Origin of the sequence: Enterobacter sp. MGH 33, from assembly GCF_000534535.1 — a bacterium.
In the GTDB taxonomy this organism is placed as follows: domain Bacteria; phylum Pseudomonadota; class Gammaproteobacteria; order Enterobacterales; family Enterobacteriaceae; genus Enterobacter; species Enterobacter hormaechei_C.
Genome location: NZ_KI973212.1, coordinates 4,122,745 through 4,140,087, shown reverse-complemented (window position 1 = coordinate 4,140,087; position 17,343 = coordinate 4,122,745). Strand labels below are relative to the sequence as shown.

Sequence of the window (17,343 nt, the reverse complement as noted above, 5' to 3'; positions counted from 1 at the left end):
TTAAGACGTAAAAAAAGCCCCGTGCGTTTATCGCCGGGGCTTTTTTATTGCGCCGCGAAGGCGCTGAGTTTTTCACGCGCGGTGTTCGCTTCCTGCACCATCCACGGGCTAAATGCCCACGGTGTGGCGTCCAGCGCGCGGAATAGCGCGTACAGCTCCACCCACTGATACTCCATCACTTCATCGTCATTGATTGCGAGGGTATTCGTGACGCGGGCGGCATAGACCGGGCAGATTTCGTTTTCAACGATCCCTGACGGGTCGGCTTCACGGTAGCGGAACTCCGGGGCAATGGGGGTGATGTCTGTGATTTCGGCGCCGACTTCAAAGCGACAGCGGCGGATAATCGCCTGCTCTGTCGCTTCGTCGGCCTGTGGATGACCGCAAACGGAGTTGGTCCATACGCCGGGCCAGGCTTTTTTACTTAATGCGCGCCGGGTGATCAGACATTCTCCATTAGCGTTAAACAGCCATGAAGAGAAGGCCAGGTGTAGCGGGGTGTGTGACGTGTGCGCGGCGTACTTCTCCTGAGTGCCAATCACCTTTCCCTGGTCATTTACCAAAATAACGTGTTCTTGAATACTCATTGATGCTCCAGTGCCAAAATGCTTAATGGTTCAGCACCATCAGCGGAATTATTATACTGCATTCTTATGCGAACGGTTTGGCCCACAGAGCGGAAAAGGGCATGACCCGCATCAGTTTGGGCTGCTATCATAGTGCGCCATTCACGCTGACCGAGGAGCTGTTTTGTTTGCAGGAAGCCTGACGAGAAACCCGATCATTGCCGTTTTCTGCCTGACGCTGACGCTACTTGTAGCAGGATGCTCGGGGAGTAAATCTTCGGATATGGGCAGTTATTCCGGTGCAGTCTATACCGTTAAGCGCGGGGACACGCTCTACCGCATCTCACGCGCCACGGGAACCAGCGTGAAGGAGCTGGCGCGCCTGAATAATATCTCTCCACCGTATACTATTGAGGTAGGGCAGAAGCTCAAGGTTAACGGCGGTTCCTCCTCAGGGAAAAAGTCCTCAACGCGTAAAACAGCCAAAGTCACGCCATCCTATCAGGTGCCTAAATCATCCTGGCCGCCGGTCGGTCAGCGCTGCTGGATCTGGCCTGCAAGCGGAAAAGTGGTTGCGCCGTACTCGCTCTCGGAAGGTGGCAATAAAGGTATTGATATCGCTGCCGCACGCGGCACACCGGTTTACGCTTCAGGGGCCGGGAAGGTGGTCTATGTCGGTAACCAGCTTCGTGGATACGGTAACCTGATCATGATTAAGCATGGTGAGGACTACATTACGGCGTATGCGCATAACGACACGATGCTGGTCAATAACGGCCAGAACGTGAAGGCGGGGCAGAAGATTGCGACCATGGGCAGTACCGGGACGGATACGGTTAAGCTGCACTTCCAGATCCGCTATAAGGCCACGGCCATCGATCCGCAGCGTTATCTTCCGGCGCAGGGCAGTAAGCCGAAGTGCTAAGTGATTATTTAATCGCCACTTAGTGGAGTAAAGGCTTGTATGAAGAGGCGTAAGGTCTATAATGCCTTACGCACCTCAAAGCGGGCGTAGTTCAATGGTAGAACGAGAGCTTCCCAAGCTCTATACGAGGGTTCGATTCCCTTCGCCCGCTCCAGATCTCTCCCCTTGTGGCAAAACTTCGATAAAACTCGTTTTGCTTTCAACAACTTACTTAACATAAGTTGTCGTGTTCGTTCTACCATTGAACGACGATTTACCAACACAAGGTACACTGTTAGTTGTCACGGATAGTTACTATGGAAGTAAGAGTATAACTTTTCGGCGGCGGCAGTTGTAGCCCTCACACCGCGATAGCACAACGTGAAGGAAAAGCCTGATCCGGGCATTGTCTCTTGCACCAGACCGATCACACGCATTTTAAGCCCGATGTGCAGCCTTGTGGCTGCGTAAACAGGTGTATAGTGGTAAACGTACCTGCACACGATATGCAGGCTCTGCCAGCGCTTCGCTCACGCTCCTAACGGTACACGAGCATCCTGATAAGGTGTGATCCCTCTGACAATCTGATGAAGTCGCTACGCTCCGCTTGTTGCTTGTACCACTAACGGGGCTTTATGGCTTCTATTGTCCAAAATCTGTTAGTTGCGCGTTGTATGCACCTTGGTTAATCTAAGATTAATCCGATAGGGGTGGTGTAGATGCGTGATGGGCGAAGCTCTGGTAGAGATTTGTATGTTAGATTTCAAGGAAGGGTAACTGCTGATGAAGAATAGTATTCTTGCTGATGCTTTGTTGAATGCTGCGAAAAATAGCGAGCCTGAAAGCGCTATCACCAAACTTGTTGCATCAAGTGCTGGAGAACAGCAAAAACAAACCAAAAGAAAACTTCATGCTCAAGAAATGTCTCTACCTGAATTGATCAGGGTAAAAAATGAATACTCTGAAAAAATAAACGATCCGGTAACATCTAACGAGAAGAAGAAAGAAATTTCAGAAATCATTAAATCATTAAATTATGAGATCAGGAATAGAACTAAGGATACGCCTGCACAAAGTCTAAAGGAACCTCGCTCAATATTTAAGCAGGAGAGGAGAGTTGCACGCGAAAATTATAGAAAATCTATTCAGGTTAGATCTTTCAAGAAAACTATCCCGCCGAATCAGTTTACCATTAGCCATGAAAATCGTAGTTTCCTGCCATTGAATGAGAAGACTTTGGAGCGTGAAAGATTGCGTAAAGAGTTAATAGCCAAAGAAGCTCAGGCTGAGCTGGAGAGAATGGCTTTAATTTCTCGCGTTACGCATACTAAAATTATTCAAGAAGAAAGAACTGATACGAAGAAGACATCACCTGCAAAGGTGATCACAAAATTAGATACCAATTCAACAACCAAAATTGAAGTGCCTGAATTTTATTTTAATAGCGAACTGTATAGCCAGTTGATAAGGACTATCCCTGTCACGCAAGCGTACAAGATCGCAAAAAGTCGTGAACTATCTTCAAAATATTATGACAGTAAAGTTGAACCAGGTAAGTTTTCATATTTTAACTCGCTCGCTTACTTAATTTCGTTAAGAAGTAAGAATGAAACAGATGCGCGTGAAATAGCCAAGGAACAAGGGCAATCTGAAAGGGTTTTGTATGACCTTATCACAGTAGGTTATAAGATTTCTCTAAGTAAAAAAGATTCTGGCGCGGTAAGAAAGAAACAAGAGAAAATTAGTTCCTATCCTGAATCAGTGGATCTTAAATTAATTTCGAGTAATGTTCAGCGTACATTGCAGTTAAGAAGAATTAGTGACCAACAAAGTTTCCGAAGGAGAGTTGAGACCAACTTCAAAGGTAGGTGTGCAGTAACTGGACAATCAATTCAATCTTTGCTTCAAGCCTGTCATTTAGAGGATTATTGTTCTTCGCACAATATGGATACCAGTAACGGCATCCTACTTACCTCGGATTGTCATCGAATGTTCGATAACGGCCAACTTGGTATAAATCCAGATACCCTAACCATACATTTTAATGTTGAATGTATATATGCCCATATGTTTGAGGGTAAAATAATAGGGGCACATACTGTGAAGTTAGACGAGAATAAACTGCGCAGTAAATGGAAATTATTTTTGAAGATCAGATCCAGTTGATATGTTACTTTCAACCTTTGGTCAATTTTAGAATAAGTACATTCCGTCACCACTCTAAAGAAAACTCCTCTGTTAAATCGTCCTGCACGTCCTGACCATACCCGATGTAATACATCGTTGAGCGCGGATCTGTCTGTCCCAGGAAATGGGCGATTGTTTCAATAGCCACTCCAGCATCGAACATCACGCGCCCACGGCTTTTACGTGGTGTATGGCATCCCACGTTAGAGAATCCTGCTCTACGTCCCATCTTCCCAAATTCAGTGAATACCGTGTTACGGGTTACGGCGTTGCCTTTGCTACGTATATCGCCCTTGCTAAAAATGAAATCCGTCTTCACTGGCATATCGGCTTGCTCTGCCTTACGTTGCGCTACGGCTGACAGCATCGCGGCTGTAACCTTTGGCCTTACTACGTTTCCCGTTTTCTCCTGCTTTACCTTGAGGTGAGATTGCCCTTCTACATCTTCGTACCGGAGTTTGAGCACGTCAGAGATACGTAAGCCCGATTCATACATAAACACCCACAAGCAATAGAACAGGTTGCTTCTGGCGTTGCGTTGTAGCTCTGCCGCCACTGCTTTAACTTCGTCTGCACTCTTTAGCGCCTGGCTAATGCCTTTCATCTTTATCCCTCCTCATGTTCGTTTCGTTGAAATCATCATTGATCATAAACTGATCATTTTCAACTGGTTGCAAGATACGTTTGTTTTTGAAGAGCACGAAATGATCAAAATGTGTGCGCGGTTGCTTGAGTTGCTTAACGGCGTGATCGAGGCCGCCCCAATTCTGCTGTTCGTCAGCACCGAATATCTGTAACATATTGAAAAATAACAAAAAATTAAATTTAATCAATGATTCATGAAACTGTGGTTATGTCAAGAAATTTATTTTCGATGACGGGGAGTTACCCCTGTTTGCACGGTGAAGTGATGGAAAAGTGTACTGATTGAATAGAATCAATGAGTTACAGAATACACTTTTCTAATGTGTATCGAAGTAGGGCATAATTGCACGGTAAATGAGAGTGGTTCTCACTTGCGTCTGATTGCATCATGAAATGATTAGAATGCTAATTAATTGGCGGATTTAGGCATGGAAAATCAGCGGAGTGATCTTTCGAGAATACTCGTTCAACGAATCCGGCACGGGTGCAAAGTGGTTTTCATGACAAACAGCCTGTATCCCGCACTACACAACGGTTTAGCTAAGCTGATCATTCTGACAATGAAAGTGAACAATATACTTTGGCTTACAGCTACACCGATTCTTTACCTGTCATTTAAGATAGTTTTTGACGTTATTAATGTCATGTTTTGATAGGTATTACCTAATATTTACCTCTGGCTATTCTTAGGATTGTTGCATGTGCGATTCGTAGTGAGCAGGGCGAAGATATACATCAAAATGATGTATGTCGAAACTGAGGATAAGCGGATATACATCAAAATGATGTACGGATGCATGGGATACGCATCAAATTGATGTATGGATCGGCAAACTACACATCAAATTGATGTTCTATACAAAGAGATTCTAAAAGCGATCTCTAAAAGAGAGCTTTTAGAAGATCTTGTGAAAGATTCGCTTTGCTGGCGCGTTTCGCCTGGCAAGTGACCTGATTCGCCTTTGGGGCTACTCGGTCAGCCGCTCACGACGCAGCGATCAGCGCATCTGTCTGTGATTGTGCCGGGGCTTCGCCCTCGTGAAACGAGGCACAGAAGCTATGCGCCGTGTGCGCAATGTCTTTCGGCATAACTTCTGCCTGTCTTCCATGCTCCGCATTCATCCATGCAAAGTTAGCCCACGGCTAAGGATTCACTGGTCGCTGATGGCTCCAGTTCATCCAGCCTCAATCCAACACCACCACCTACTATCCTGATAACTACCGTTATCCCTCAGTAGTTTGTGCTATTGGTTTCGGGAGTAAGTGCCAGAGGGCGGCGGTAACGCAAACGGAACGCCCCAGGCGCGCTGAGAGCGTTTTCGAAAGGATAGGGAGGGCATTGCACCTCTCAGGCTTTCAAACCTGTTAGGAAGCGATAGAACGTGTTTTATGATGATATGAATAAGTTGATCACAACGTGTAAGTGCGCTATGATATGAGATGGATAGAAATAAGTCTTGACATTTAAATCATTTCATGTTAGATTAAATGATGTAGGGTGATGAAAGCATTCATCCCGTCATCATCTCAGGCATCCAGCCTAACGCAAACAATCCAACTTACACCGCACTATCAGGCAACGTGATTAACGTTCTCCCTGGATGGTGTTTCTGTGTTTCTAACGCAAGGAGAACCAAAATTAAGTATTTTAATCCAGAACTTGTCTTCGAGGCTTTAAAGGCCGGAAGCCAGACGCGAAATGCAATAAACAGCCAGCGAGCAGCCGCACAACGGCAAGGATATTTCGAACACGCTGAAAGATTGCGTAAAGGAATCGAACTTTACGATCAATGGAAAGCTGAACAGGCTGAAACCACCGCCAACGAATAAACCAGAAGGAGAAAACAAATGAGCGAAATCCAGAAGAAGAAACCAGCCGGAACATTCGTAAAACTGCCGGATGAAGTGTTTAGTACTTTGTTCAAAGAGGCGCGAGCGAGAGGCGTAACAGTGCAGGAGATGTTAATTGACGCTGCAAGCACACTTTCCACATCAATTAAGAACGGAGAACGTTCTACCAAATAAGGATACACCCTAACATGACTGACATTATAAACAGTAAGGCTTTTAGTTTCACCAACACCGAAGACGCATTTAACGAATGCACCAGGCTCACCAATCTTAAAACAGGCGTTACAGAGTACCTTTCTCCTGCTGATAAGCAGTTTTACGTCAGAATGCGCCATCGTTATTATCGCTTTACGATAGAGTTGGGCGGTACTTATTACGATGACATTGATCAGCTTGGTGCAAGTATTGGTGTTAGTTCGGCAACAGCAACACGCATTGTTGCAAAGTTGAAGAAAATCGGACTGATTGCCAGTAATAAGCCAAAGCGCTCAAACCAATGGACCATAACGCCACTCACGCCGGAAAACTTCACCTTTGAACGTGATCGTAATGCGATGGAACGAGATTCCGCGCCGGAATGGGTAGATTGCCTAAAACATCCAGTGTTTGGCAAAGTTAGAGAAGACGTAGCGCCAGAGAGGCAGTGCGAAGAGGCCAAAGCAGATCCGATGTGCGAGCTTGACGAAACACCGGAGGAGGAAGCACCAGCACCGGAAAAAGTGGAGCCAACACCTACGCCAAAGCCCACGAAGAAACCAGCGGCAAGGAAAGCACCCTCCAAACAGCAAACCGTCTCCCCGTTCGAGTTTAAAACGCCACGAGATGAAAACCGGGATTTGTGGTATTTGGAACGCTACAACGATGCAGATCAGTTTACTGGATTTAATGACTTTGATTTGCCTTATCTGGCAATGTTTGAGAGTCAGGGGAAGTTAATAAATCAACATTCAATCCAGTATCTTAAAACCAAACGCGGAGCATACGAACGATCACAACAAACTTAGGAGTAACATTGAATAAACTATACCTATTGAACGAAGCCACACATCATCAAATAGAATGTAACACTGTCTGCCAACGTCTTTATTATCACCTTGCATCTCTTAAACGTGAAAGCGGAGCAATAAAAGCCACCGTGAAACATATCGCTGATGGGATCGGTATAAGTGAGAGCGGGGCGCGGTATTGGTTATTAATAATGAAAGATGCAGCGGTTATTACAATGGAGCGCCACGGCAAGTATTACGACATTACCGTAAACGAAGCGGTGAGCTTCATTACGACAACCAACTAAGAAACAATACGGGAAACTTTTATGATCATCGCTATCTATTGGCTGTTAGCATTTTACGCAGTATGGACATTAACGAGAAAACACGGAAGTTTCCCTCTACGAGGATAAATGAGTACAAGACAAAGAAACAACTTAGTGCGTATTGAGAAAGCAGCACGAGCCAGCAAACGTAAATACAGCCGTCAGTTGAAAGAACATGCAACTGAATCCATCCCTGGGGAGTGGATCACCGAAATAATAGAATACCCTGCAACGGTGCCAACCGGATCAGAGTTTGAACTATTGCAGGATGTTCTATCGTCAACGGATAACGTTTATTACAAACCACGATGCAGACGCGAATATATTATAGATAGTAGCCATCTCAAAAAATGGCAAATAGCAGGATTTGAACATTACGCCGATTATATTGGGTATTGCCAGACCTGGGGACTATCCCACCATACACAAGACTTTGACATTCTCTTTGACGACAAGGAAAACAATGAATAATAAAACTATGGACACAGTGAACACCCTAATTAACTCCTTCCACGACAACTGGCATTTACCAACCTTACAGCTTGTTAATGCAGCATGGCGTGACAGAACGCCAGAGGCGCTTCTGGAAGCTGTGCAATACAATGAACAGGCAATCACTGCCCTTGAACATCTGCAAACGTCTGTAACTCGTTTGGTGCAGCGTGACGGCAGTACGATCACACCAGAAGAGGCGTGGCGTGTAGCTAATGACCTTGAGGAGCTTGCTTGCTCTCTGCAATACATCACCGTTGAACTCGGAGAGCTTGCCATCCAGATCGCGGAAGAATGCGTCATAACATAAAAGTTACGAAATGTCTTGACAATATGTGCTATATGTGTCATAATGAGTTATAGGGTAAGTATTCGAATCACTCACCCTCGTATGACAATACGCACTCCCTGAGAATGCCGTTTCCCATGGCGGCACTCTCTCCCTCTGAATGCTATTTTTCTGAAAGTGTTGGTTCTTTCCTCTTTGTCTTGTTTAGTTCCGAAGGAATGCGCGGGATGTAATATCTCGTTGTGTTGGTATTGCATCGCAATCACCGCGCATCTCCGACTTTTTCAGAAAGGGCATTCGCTCTTTACTCATTCATTCCGTCAGGATGAATGTAGTCAGACTGAATAAACGCCGTCAGCGGTAGTTACGTTCAGGCTGGCAATCTCTTATTACTATTCCAGTGGTGATATTGAGATTCCATTTCCACTTCTCGCCATGACAGAAGGGCTTCTGTTTTGAAGTGGGAGCAATGACGGGCGATCCTACTTCTGTTATTCGTAACAGTTGCGCCCTTCATTTTATTCAAGAAACCATTCTTTAACTTCATAATCCTCTCAAACGATGACGTTAAACAATGCTTTCTAACAAGGGCATCTCTCCAGGGGCTTAATTGCCCCTTTTTAACAATCTGCATGTAACACTTCCGTTATTAATGAACGCAGTAACAATACGAAGGAAATCTCATGTTCCTTATGAATTATGATCGTGTAATAACACACAAAGGTGCTTCTCTTATTCTCTCTGAAAAGATGATGAAACAAGCGGCGAATGTATTAGGTGTAAGTGTCGAAGAGATTCGAGAGGCTACAGAGAAATTCTGGCCTACCGCCACTATCACCAAATCAAAAGAAGGTTCTCACCCATCATCAGGGCTTGAGGAACGATTAAAACTAAAAGCAATAGCAAAAGGAAAATAACCAATGCAATTTGGAACATTTCAAACTCTGAACGGGAATAACAGCCACGCCCGATATAAAGTAGTGGCTTACGCATCTGATGCAATTATGCAGGATAAGCTGATCAAGACAGCTACAGGAATCCCTGATTCCCTTATCGTAGGTGATCTTGTAGACGCTACAGGTAAGAAAGCTACCGCTCCTGGCAATATTGCGTATGTTGTCGTAGAACCTGCACGCGCTGGCGATAAGGCGTTTATTGTAGCTTCTCCAGAGCATACTATTTTAGCCCTGGTTGGCGTTGAATTTGGAAGTCTGGATAAATCTCTGGCTCAAGCGCAATTAGCAACTCTTGGCTTTACTTTCACTGACTACGACACCGTAGCCCTACGCACAACCTAATCAAGGATAATAATAAGAATGGCTTATTCAGATCTATTTTCTGGCAACATGTACGATTTTGCCAGCCCGTTTACATTCTCTACTCAGCTAAACCAGATTGTAACCAATCTTGGATTATTCAAAATTGAGAACCACGATGTGAACTCAATCGCTCTTGAGAAAATCACCGATGTGAAGAATCTCGTTGCACCTGAAAAGATGCCTTACGCCCAAAGCGATTGGAACAGTGCAGAACGTCCAGAATTCAGCAATGTGCTGTATCAGCTTAAATATACTAACTCCCTTAACTCCGTCACTTCTCGCGACCTTGAGCAGTATAAAGCGCGTGGAACAGTAGACACTGCTGATCAAATCACCCTCGCTATTAGTGATTTCAGCGATGCACAATACGCCCAGGTGAGTAATACGGTAGAGGTTGACCTGGTAGAGGCGCTGTTAGGGCTTCGTGTGCAGTCACAATACGCCGGACAGGGTAATTTAGATTTCCTCGCAGGTGGGAGCAAAACCGCATACACGATGGATATCAGTGCAAGCGCTAACGTGTTCCAGCAACTAAGCGAGATCGGGCGCATTCAGAATGTGAAACTTGGCTCAGGACTGGCACAGGCTAAACAGGGCGTAGTGATCCTGGCCTCCGGTAAAGCTGCCGTAGCGCTACGCTATCACCCATCAGTGAGAGACTTCATGGTGTATACGCTCCCTCTGGAGCAGGGAGACAACTTCTACACCCGCACTAAAGGTGCAAACCCTGCTTTCGAAACCTGGACGCTAAACGGCGTAACGGTGATTGATGTGACGGGCTACTCACTGATCACTGACAAAATCGGGGTTGATGGCTTTGTGAGTCTTCCTGTTATGTCTGAACAGTCTAATGCCTACGTTCTTCACTCTGGTGTTGGTGTTCGCCATGCGACACAAGGCAAAGGCGCAGAGCTATATCATCAGTATGTAATTGTTGATCAGCGTTGGGGATTCCCAGAGATCGCAACTGAATGCAGTTATCTGCCAATTGTGAATATTCCACAAGCGATCATCTTCGGTAGCGTTTCCGAATAACGAGCGATAGACGTTACCTCTTCACGTCTGAAATAAAGAAGAACTTTTGAATAGGGCGTGTGAACGTTGGGAACTAAGAGAGCGCAAATCTCCCCAGTGTTCCCGCCCTTTTTTTATTTCCAGAATGAGGAAAGATGAAATTGGAACTTATCCTAAAGAGTCGAGGCTTGCATTTACAACTAAATGATACAAATGCCGAGCAACTACTGAATTTAGCAGCCGTATCGAGAGCGCTTGATGTGAGCTATTCACATTTAAGACAACTTATTTTCAAAGGAATGAGTGTATCAGATGCACTAAATTATCTTGTGAACGAAAAGAAAGGTGGTGAATAATGCTTGATATCAACGTCGCACAAATAAAATCTACCGTCACATTTAGTGTTGATCGTAATTCAATGAAAGAAGCTATGGACGCTTTCGATCAAATTCAGAAGAAAGCCAAAGGCATTAAAGACCCCACGTTGAATATGAAAAAATTCAGCCAGGGGCTAAAGTCTGCTGAAAGGGAACTCGATAAGCTGAATAAGAAAGCCTCTAAGCCTCGTAGCAACGATGAACGAGAAAAGGCAAGGGCAGCTAAGGCGCAAGCTCGTGTAGAGGCTCAGGCAGCGAAAGAGGCCGCGAAAGAGGCCGCACGTTCGGCGGCTCGTCGTGAACGGGCTGAGTTGAAGCTCTTAGATACAGCCAGCAGCTTTAAATCAATGCAGCACCTTACCAATGTTGAGCTTACACAGGCAGCACTGGCAGCGTCACGGATCACTAAGGCTTATGCAGCAGGAACTATCTCTCTACAACGCCAGAACAGCGAGATTAAGCGCTTACAGCAGAGCTACAGACGCATTAACGCAGAGCGTAGGGCAGCAGCAAAGGCGGGAGGGGCTAACGCTCTTAGTGGCGGTGGTAAGGCTACAGGGGCTATCTCTGGCTCTCTGATGGGCTTAGGCACTGGTGCGCTTGCTGGCGCTGGTATCGGGGCGGCGGCTTATGGCGCTTATTCATGGGGCAAAGAGGCTGTTACAGCACAGGAAGAGCGTAGCGAGATTGTGCAGCGTGCCAGATTGGGCGGGGTGGATTATAACGTGTTACAGGCGCTTTCTCAGTATGCCACGGCTAACGGGATCGATAGTGGGATGGGGCTGCAAGGTCAGCGGAAGTTGCTCGACAACGGAAAGGACATTTCCGAAAAGCTGGCAGACAGTTACACCAACAGCACCTTTGATAAGAAGTCTGGAAAATGGAAAGGCGGTAGCGCTGCTGTGGATACAGCCCTGAACATGGGATTCACTAAAGAAGCCCTGAAAGGCTTTCAATCAAACCCGTTTGGCTTCGTTTCTGCTTACACCAACACCATGCAGGGGAAAGGGTATTCACAAGAGCAAATCCTTCATAACCTGGAAGACCTTGCAGACGATTTAGGCTTGTATCACAAGGCATTTTCTAATCAAGGAAAAGCGATCACTGATCAGGTGGACGTGCTCAAGCGTAACGGGCAGTGGCTGGATGAAGCCCAGCAGGATCAACTTGTGGCCTACCGTAAGTTTAACCAGGAACTTAGCATTCTATCCGATAGCCAGAAGCTGGCATTCTTCGAAGGTTTCATGGAGTCTCTCGACCCTGCGACGGTTAAAGAGTGGAAACAAGCGATGCAAGACGCTTTACCCTTCTTCAAGGGGATCGGGCGGGCGGCGGGGGATGCTGCCGTAGGATTGCTGAAACTCACTAACTGGATCACAGGCAAGCTAAACCTACTCAATGGGGATAACACCTCTAAAGAAGCTGTTAGCCAGCATTACGGCACAACGTCAGCACCTGCACAACCTGGAAGTAACGCTGTGGCTAACGCCTATGGAGCCAGCCAGCCGAAAGCAGACGGCACACACCAGCCTAATGTGTTCGATACATTCCATGATTGGTGGAACGGGACAAGCGACGCTAAAGACGTGAGCAGCTACGCGCAGAGCACCAACGGAGATTACTCTCCTGTTTCGATGTTGAAACAGAGTGCAGCAGCGCCAGCTAAGCCAGCCAGTACGCCGATCATGCAGCCTGTAGTGTTGCAGAATCAGCTACCGGAAGGGCTTATCCATCTAACTATTTCTCCTGATCCAACTTTTGGAAACATGCTTAATGCTACCGTTGATCAGCGTATCAATGATAACAATCAGCGTATGGTGCTGGCTGTTTCATCTGGACAAGGGGCGGGGGGCTAATGCCCCTCTTCGTAAGGAATAAAATAAAATGGCAACACCAGGAAGTTTAACAATCGGGGGCGATTCTGAATCGCCACGCGTTTAACAGACACCTCAGAGTCATTTAAGATGACTTAAAGAGAGGTGCCCATGAGCGGTAAGCGTTATCCTGAAGAGTTTAAAACTGAAGCAGTCAAACAGGTTGTTGATCGCGGTTATTCTGTTGCCAGCGTTGCAACACGTCTCGATATCACCACCCACAGCCTTTATGCCTGGATAAAGAAGTACGGTCCGGATTCTTCCACTAATAAAGAACAGTCAGATGCTCAGGCCGAGATCCGCCGTCTCCAGAAAGAGCTGAAACGGGTTACCGACGAACGGGACATATTAAAAAAAGCCGCGGCGTACTTCGCAAAGCTGTCCGACTGAGGTACGCCTTTATCCGTGACAACTCCTGTTGCTGGCCTGTTCGCCTGCTCTGTCGGGTGCTGGATGTTCATCCCAGTGGTTTTTACGCCTGGCTTCAGCAGCCGCATTCACAACGCCATCAGGCAGACCTGAGACTGACAGGACAGATTAAACAGTTCTGGCTGGAATCGGGATGCGTCTATGGTTATCGCAAAATCCATCTGGATCTGCGTGACAGCGGGCAACAGTGCGGAGTAAACAGAGTCTGGAGACTGATGAAACGTGTCGGAATAAAGGCTCAGGTCGGATACCGAAGCCCGCGGGCACGTAAAGGCGAGGCCAGTATCGTGTCACCCAACAGGCTCCAGCGACAGTTCAATCCGGATGCTCCTGATGAGCGTTGGGTAACGGACATAACCTACATCAGGACCCACGAAGGCTGGCTGTATCTTGCCGTTGTTGTTGATCTGTTCTCACGCAAAATTATCGGCTGGTCCATGCAATCCCGGATGACAAAGGACATTGTCCTGAACGCACTGCTGATGGCTGTATGGCGGCGTAATCCCGAAAAACAGGTGCTGGTTCATTCGGATCAGGGCAGTCAGTACACAAGCCATGAGTGGCAGTCGTTCCTGAAATCACACGGCCTGGAGGGTAGCATGAGCCGTCGCGGTAACTGCCATGATAATGCGGTTGCAGAAAGTTTTTTCCAGTTGTTGAAACGTGAACGGATAAAGAAAAAGATCTACGGAACGCGGGAAGAAGCCCGCAGTGATATTTTTGATTACATCGAAATGTTTTATAACAGTAAGCGTCGGCATGGTTCTAGCGAACAGATGTCACCGACAGAATATGAAAACCAGTATTATCAACGGCTCGGAAGTGTCTAGATTATCCGTGGCGATTCATTCCTCCCGAATCAATTCAACTCAGAACAGTAATAACAGCAGCGCTACCCGTACCAAAGGTGAAAACGGATTCACCATTCTTGCATCGGTATATAACCCAGCCTCTGATAACTATATTCGTAACTATCAGGCGATAGTTTTTGATGCTGTGACAGATACGGGAGTACGTAGACAGGCTGATATTACGAGCTATCCCGTTGAGAGCGGGGCTGAGGTGAGCGACCACATTCAGATTAAGAATAATACATTCAAAATGTCTGGAGTAATCACGGAAACTCCGATCAGACTTGAGAGAGATTTATTATACAGTGCTGGTGTTAATGGTACGCGAATATCACAAGCTATCACCTATCTCGATCAAATATTTGACAGTCGTCAGCCCATCACATTAGTGACAGAACATAAAGTGTACGAGAATGTTATTCTCTCCGGCATTTCCTACGATTATAAATCTGAATTTGCTATGCAATTCGATCTTGAATTCGAGCAAATTCGCCTCGTCAGCAAAGCTACGGTTAATGTGATTGCAACTAAAACGCAGGGAAATAAATCTGTAGGCGGTACGGTGAAACAGAAGGTGGTGAACAATGCACCTAAGAAAACCGAAGGTGATACGGTGACTACGGAGTTTAATAAAAAATAAGGGGGCTTGCGCCCCCTTTTATTAGATTAATGTTTTCACATCAAAATCTATGTTTGTATCGGTATCGGCTTCGTAGTTAACTTCTTCGAATCCGAACCCAAACAACTTCAGGAACTCTTCTTTATAAGCAATGTAATCTGTTAACTGCTCCAGATTTTCATCGGTAATGGTCGGCCAGATTTCGCGGCACGCCTGCTGCACATCTTCACGCAGTTCCAGATCGTCCATGCGGATTCGCTGCTCGTCATCAAGTTTGGCATTACCCCCATACAGGCTGGTAGTCATCAGACGATTAATTTGCTCGATGCAGCCTTCGTGTATCCCACGATCTTTCATGAGCTTGAACACGATAGAAATATAAAGCGGCATGACTGGAATAGCTGAAGACGCTTGGGTGACAACAGACTTTAACACCGCGACGTTTGCAGCACCGTTGAGAGGAGCCAGCTTGTTGCGTAACTCTTTTGCCACCCGATCCAGGTCTTCCTTCGCCTTACCGAGCGCACCGTGCCAGTAAATAGGCCAGGTCAAATCCGTGCCGATGTAGGAGTAAGCAACGGTCTTCACGCCATCAGCCAGAACGCCAGCGTTATTAAGCGCATCAATCCACAGTTCCCAGTCCTCGCCACCCATCACGGTAACAGTGTTACGCACTTCTTCTTCGGTTGCCGGTTCGATACTGGCAGTAATGATCTGATCTTTGTTGGTATCAATGGCTTTAGAGGTATAAACCTCACCGATTGGCTTCAGCGCAGAGCGAACAATTTCGCCTGTTTTTGGCATCTTTCTTACCGGAGATGCAAGCGAATAAACCACTAAATCAATCTGACCCAGATCTTCTTTGATGAGGCTGATAACTTCGTCGCGGCACTCATCGGAGAACGCGTCGCCGTTGATGCTTTTCGAGTAAAGACCTTCACGTTTCGCTGCTTCATCAAAAGCCGCAGAGTTATACCAGCCCGCTGAGCCTGGCTTGGCATCCGTCCCCGGTTTTTCAAAGAAAACACCGACAGTGGAAGCACCGCCGCCAAATGCTACAGAAATTCTGGAAGCAAGCCCATAACCAGTGGAAGCACCGATCACCAGCACGCGCGCAGGGCCATCAGTGAGTTTTCCGTTTTTGCGGATGTACTCGATTTGTTTGTTTACGTTGACTTGGCAACCAACCGGATGTGTGGTGGTACAAATGAATCCACGAATCTTAGGTTTAATTATCATGTTGATTTTAATCCATTTTCAAAATTTCTTTAGCATACAATAATGATAACTTTTTTATGAAAAGTTGTAATGAATAATACACTTTCATTAACTAACTCTGGGAAGGATAATGGTCTTGTTGAAACGTTACTATAATTAGATTTCAGGGTAGTCCACCAATTCGACATACCCTGCTAACTCTTCCATGCTCGCCCCCTTTGAATAGGTACGGAATGCTTCGGTTTTCGCTTTCTGTTCAGTGTGTCCGGTGATGGCCCCGATCCTTGTTTCGCTAACCCCTGCACGGTCTAAGCAGGTGATGAACATCCCGCGCAAGCTGTGGAAGCATTGACGATCTGTAGCGGTAGGCAATACTCGGCGGCGTAACCTGGTGAACGCTTGGGAGTAGAACGGGCCTTTCTTACCGTCAGCACGGTTAATCTTGTTAGCCTGTGGGAACAGGTACTCGCCGTAACTATGGCTCAGGTATTCATCGACAATCGCAGATAGCCTGGAATGAATAGGGACGTACCGTACCCCCGCCTTGGTCTTTGACTTCGAGATGTAGAAACAGCGTACACCTTCCATCGTTTGAATCTCTGATTTCTTAAGGCTTGCCAGTTCATCAAGGCGGCATCCTGAAAAAAGCCCCATGATTATGATATTCCTGATCTCCGGCTCTGCTGCATCCAGTAGCTTTTGCATATGATGAGCTTCAAATGGTTCATAGCTTACAATGCTGGCTCGTGCTTCGAGGTTGTGACCGTGAAACGGGTTATCTGGTGCTATGTCGTCGTAACCTCTCCGTGCATACTCGTACAGACTTCCCAGGCACGTCAGCCAGTTCTGCACGGTTTGGGGGGCTTTCTTGTCCTGCTGATTGATAAACATCGCCACTTGTGACCGTCTGATCTCCGTGACCTGAATGTCTGCACGGTCAAGCGAAGTGAGAAATACCTCTACGGCGCGAGCAGATTTAGCCAGCGTCGAGAATGAGCGCTTATCACTGTATCTGTCAGCGTATTGATCACGTATGGCGGTTAATGTTGGCACGGTCTGGAGTGGGGCGCGTAGCGTGGTTTGCTTATGTAATCCGGCTATGGCGTTTTGAATGCGCCGTTCCTCCGTGTTTGGGGAATACTGTTCCTTGAGTGTCTTCCACTCGATGAGCATGTGATTACGGAAGTGTTTAGCGGCGGCAAGATCTTTAGTTCCCGTTGATTTCCGGTATAGACGTTTCCCGCCGAATATGTGGCGCATGTACGCCGGAATGAAGATCTGAAACATCCAGACCCCTTCCGCAGTTGGGTATAGATAAGATTGACCCTTGATAGACATGAGAATGATCCTCTACAATCTCCGCTATCAACTACCAATGTTGAGATCTTTCGCG

19 protein-coding genes and 1 tRNA gene are annotated in these 17,343 nt (G+C 46.5%); 16 read left to right on the top strand and 4 right to left on the bottom strand.

What is annotated here, in order from left to right:
• Positions 1–44: 44 nt before the first annotated feature.
• Positions 45–587 carry an isopentenyl-diphosphate Delta-isomerase gene (gene idi / locus L379_RS04785; protein WP_032654921.1) on the bottom strand — a complete coding sequence of 181 codons (543 nt, stop codon included), beginning with the start codon at positions 585–587 and terminating at the stop codon, positions 45–47.
• Positions 588–750: 163 nt separating this feature from the next.
• Here idi and actS point away from each other — a divergent pair, with 163 nt between their 5' ends.
• From actS to L379_RS24600, 3 genes are all read left to right on the top strand, one after another.
• Positions 751–1,491, top strand: coding sequence for an amidase activator ActS (gene actS, locus L379_RS04790; protein ID WP_022651807.1), 741 nt, complete (start codon positions 751–753; stop codon positions 1,489–1,491).
• Positions 1,492–1,571: 80 nt separating this feature from the next.
• A tRNA-Gly gene (locus tag L379_RS04795) sits at positions 1,572–1,645 on the top strand.
• 608 nt (positions 1,646–2,253) lie between these two features.
• Positions 2,254–3,636 (top strand): HNH endonuclease signature motif containing protein, encoded by a 1,383-nt coding sequence (locus tag L379_RS24600; RefSeq protein ID WP_050597046.1) that lies wholly within the window; start codon positions 2,254–2,256, stop codon positions 3,634–3,636.
• Between the two features lie 46 nt (positions 3,637–3,682).
• On the opposite strand, the gene L379_RS04800 is transcribed toward L379_RS24600, so the two are convergent.
• Entirely contained in the window at positions 3,683–4,261 is a 579-nt protein-coding gene (locus L379_RS04800; protein ID WP_032654919.1) for a tyrosine-type recombinase/integrase, read from the bottom strand.
• A gap of 1,622 nt (positions 4,262–5,883) precedes the next feature.
• On the opposite strand from L379_RS04800, the gene L379_RS25955 reads away from it, so the two are divergent.
• The 13 genes from L379_RS25955 (at position 5,884) to L379_RS04860 (ending at position 14,753) form a co-directional block, all read left to right on the top strand.
• Positions 5,884–6,132: a hypothetical protein gene (locus L379_RS25955; RefSeq protein ID WP_131678078.1), complete on the top strand. Its 249-nt coding sequence runs from the start codon at positions 5,884–5,886 to the stop codon at positions 6,130–6,132.
• An 18-nt stretch (positions 6,133–6,150) separates the two neighbouring features.
• Positions 6,151–6,327: a hypothetical protein gene (locus tag L379_RS26130; RefSeq protein WP_162876112.1), complete on the top strand. Its 177-nt coding sequence runs from the start codon at positions 6,151–6,153 to the stop codon at positions 6,325–6,327.
• A 14-nt stretch (positions 6,328–6,341) separates the two neighbouring features.
• The gene (locus L379_RS04815) at positions 6,342–7,157 is read left to right on the top strand and encodes a Fic family protein (RefSeq protein WP_032654913.1); all 816 of its coding nucleotides are present in this window, start codon (positions 6,342–6,344) and stop codon (positions 7,155–7,157) included.
• An 8-nt stretch (positions 7,158–7,165) separates the two neighbouring features.
• Positions 7,166–7,447 (top strand): helix-turn-helix domain-containing protein, encoded by a 282-nt coding sequence (locus L379_RS04820; RefSeq protein WP_032654910.1) that lies wholly within the window; start codon positions 7,166–7,168, stop codon positions 7,445–7,447.
• 108 nt (positions 7,448–7,555) lie between these two features.
• Positions 7,556–7,939, top strand: a complete 384-nt coding sequence (locus tag L379_RS25950) for a hypothetical protein (RefSeq protein ID WP_032654907.1) — start codon at positions 7,556–7,558, stop codon at positions 7,937–7,939.
• On the top strand, positions 7,932–8,270 hold the full coding sequence (locus L379_RS04830; RefSeq protein WP_032654904.1) for a hypothetical protein: 339 nt from the start codon (positions 7,932–7,934) through the stop codon (positions 8,268–8,270). Before L379_RS25950 ends, L379_RS04830 begins: the two co-directional genes overlap by 8 nt.
• Positions 8,271–8,941: 671 nt before the next feature.
• Positions 8,942–9,166 (top strand): hypothetical protein, encoded by a 225-nt coding sequence (locus L379_RS04835; RefSeq protein WP_155858415.1) that lies wholly within the window; start codon positions 8,942–8,944, stop codon positions 9,164–9,166.
• Positions 9,167–9,169: 3 nt separating this feature from the next.
• A complete protein-coding gene (locus tag L379_RS04840; RefSeq protein ID WP_032654901.1) occupies positions 9,170–9,547 on the top strand; it encodes a hypothetical protein in 378 nt (125 codons plus the stop codon).
• A gap of 18 nt (positions 9,548–9,565) precedes the next feature.
• Positions 9,566–10,603, top strand: coding sequence for a major capsid protein (locus L379_RS04845; protein WP_045260929.1), 1,038 nt, complete (start codon positions 9,566–9,568; stop codon positions 10,601–10,603).
• Positions 10,604–10,737: 134 nt separating this feature from the next.
• Positions 10,738–10,938, top strand: coding sequence for an uL22 family ribosomal protein (locus L379_RS0124290; protein ID WP_224310681.1), 201 nt, complete (start codon positions 10,738–10,740; stop codon positions 10,936–10,938).
• Positions 10,938–12,815, top strand: coding sequence for a hypothetical protein (locus L379_RS04850; RefSeq protein ID WP_032654898.1), 1,878 nt, complete (start codon positions 10,938–10,940; stop codon positions 12,813–12,815). The genes L379_RS0124290 and L379_RS04850 overlap by 1 nt, the downstream gene beginning before the upstream one ends.
• Positions 12,816–12,944: 129 nt before the next feature.
• Positions 12,945–14,092 (top strand): IS3 family transposase gene (locus L379_RS0124285; RefSeq protein WP_085949497.1). Its coding sequence is split into 2 segments (ribosomal slippage): positions 12,945–13,182 and positions 13,182–14,092, totalling 1,149 coding nucleotides; the frame shifts between segments, so codons are not numbered across the junction.
• Entirely contained in the window at positions 14,055–14,753 is a 699-nt protein-coding gene (locus L379_RS04860; protein ID WP_050597045.1) for a phage baseplate protein, read from the top strand. Before L379_RS0124285 ends, L379_RS04860 begins: the two co-directional genes overlap by 38 nt.
• A 21-nt stretch (positions 14,754–14,774) precedes the next feature.
• On the opposite strand, the gene fabV is transcribed toward L379_RS04860, so the two are convergent.
• Together fabV and L379_RS04870 are read right to left on the bottom strand one after the other, a co-directional pair.
• The gene (fabV, locus tag L379_RS04865; protein WP_023309081.1) at positions 14,775–15,971 is read right to left on the bottom strand and encodes an enoyl-ACP reductase FabV; all 1,197 of its coding nucleotides are present in this window, start codon (positions 15,969–15,971) and stop codon (positions 14,775–14,777) included.
• Between the two features lie 135 nt (positions 15,972–16,106).
• Positions 16,107–17,288 carry a tyrosine-type recombinase/integrase gene (locus L379_RS04870; protein ID WP_023309080.1) on the bottom strand — a complete coding sequence of 394 codons (1,182 nt, stop codon included), beginning with the start codon at positions 17,286–17,288 and terminating at the stop codon, positions 16,107–16,109.
• Positions 17,289–17,343 lie beyond the last annotated feature (55 nt).

Excerpts from the sequence above, each read along its gene's own strand:
- L379_RS04860 (WP_050597045.1), top strand. The coding sequence starts at position 14,055 with ATGAAAACCAGTATTATCAACGGCTCGGAAGTGTCTAGATTATCCGTG.
- fabV (WP_023309081.1), bottom strand. The coding sequence starts at position 15,971 with ATGATAATTAAACCTAAGATTCGTGGATTCATTTGTACCACCACACAT.
- L379_RS04845 (WP_045260929.1), top strand. The coding sequence starts at position 9,566 with ATGGCTTATTCAGATCTATTTTCTGGCAACATGTACGATTTTGCCAGC.
- L379_RS24600 (WP_050597046.1), top strand. The coding sequence starts at position 2,254 with ATGAAGAATAGTATTCTTGCTGATGCTTTGTTGAATGCTGCGAAAAAT.
- L379_RS04815 (WP_032654913.1), top strand. The coding sequence starts at position 6,342 with ATGACTGACATTATAAACAGTAAGGCTTTTAGTTTCACCAACACCGAA.
- L379_RS25950 (WP_032654907.1), top strand. The coding sequence starts at position 7,556 with ATGAGTACAAGACAAAGAAACAACTTAGTGCGTATTGAGAAAGCAGCA.
- L379_RS04850 (WP_032654898.1), top strand. The coding sequence starts at position 10,938 with ATGCTTGATATCAACGTCGCACAAATAAAATCTACCGTCACATTTAGT.
- idi (WP_032654921.1), bottom strand. The coding sequence starts at position 587 with ATGAGTATTCAAGAACACGTTATTTTGGTAAATGACCAGGGAAAGGTG.
- L379_RS26130 (WP_162876112.1), top strand. The coding sequence starts at position 6,151 with ATGAGCGAAATCCAGAAGAAGAAACCAGCCGGAACATTCGTAAAACTG.
- L379_RS04870 (WP_023309080.1), bottom strand. The coding sequence starts at position 17,288 with ATGTCTATCAAGGGTCAATCTTATCTATACCCAACTGCGGAAGGGGTC.
- L379_RS04800 (WP_032654919.1), bottom strand. The coding sequence starts at position 4,261 with ATGAAAGGCATTAGCCAGGCGCTAAAGAGTGCAGACGAAGTTAAAGCA.
- L379_RS0124290 (WP_224310681.1), top strand. The coding sequence starts at position 10,738 with ATGAAATTGGAACTTATCCTAAAGAGTCGAGGCTTGCATTTACAACTA.
- L379_RS04835 (WP_155858415.1), top strand. The coding sequence starts at position 8,942 with ATGAATTATGATCGTGTAATAACACACAAAGGTGCTTCTCTTATTCTC.
- L379_RS04840 (WP_032654901.1), top strand. The coding sequence starts at position 9,170 with ATGCAATTTGGAACATTTCAAACTCTGAACGGGAATAACAGCCACGCC.
- L379_RS04830 (WP_032654904.1), top strand. The coding sequence starts at position 7,932 with ATGAATAATAAAACTATGGACACAGTGAACACCCTAATTAACTCCTTC.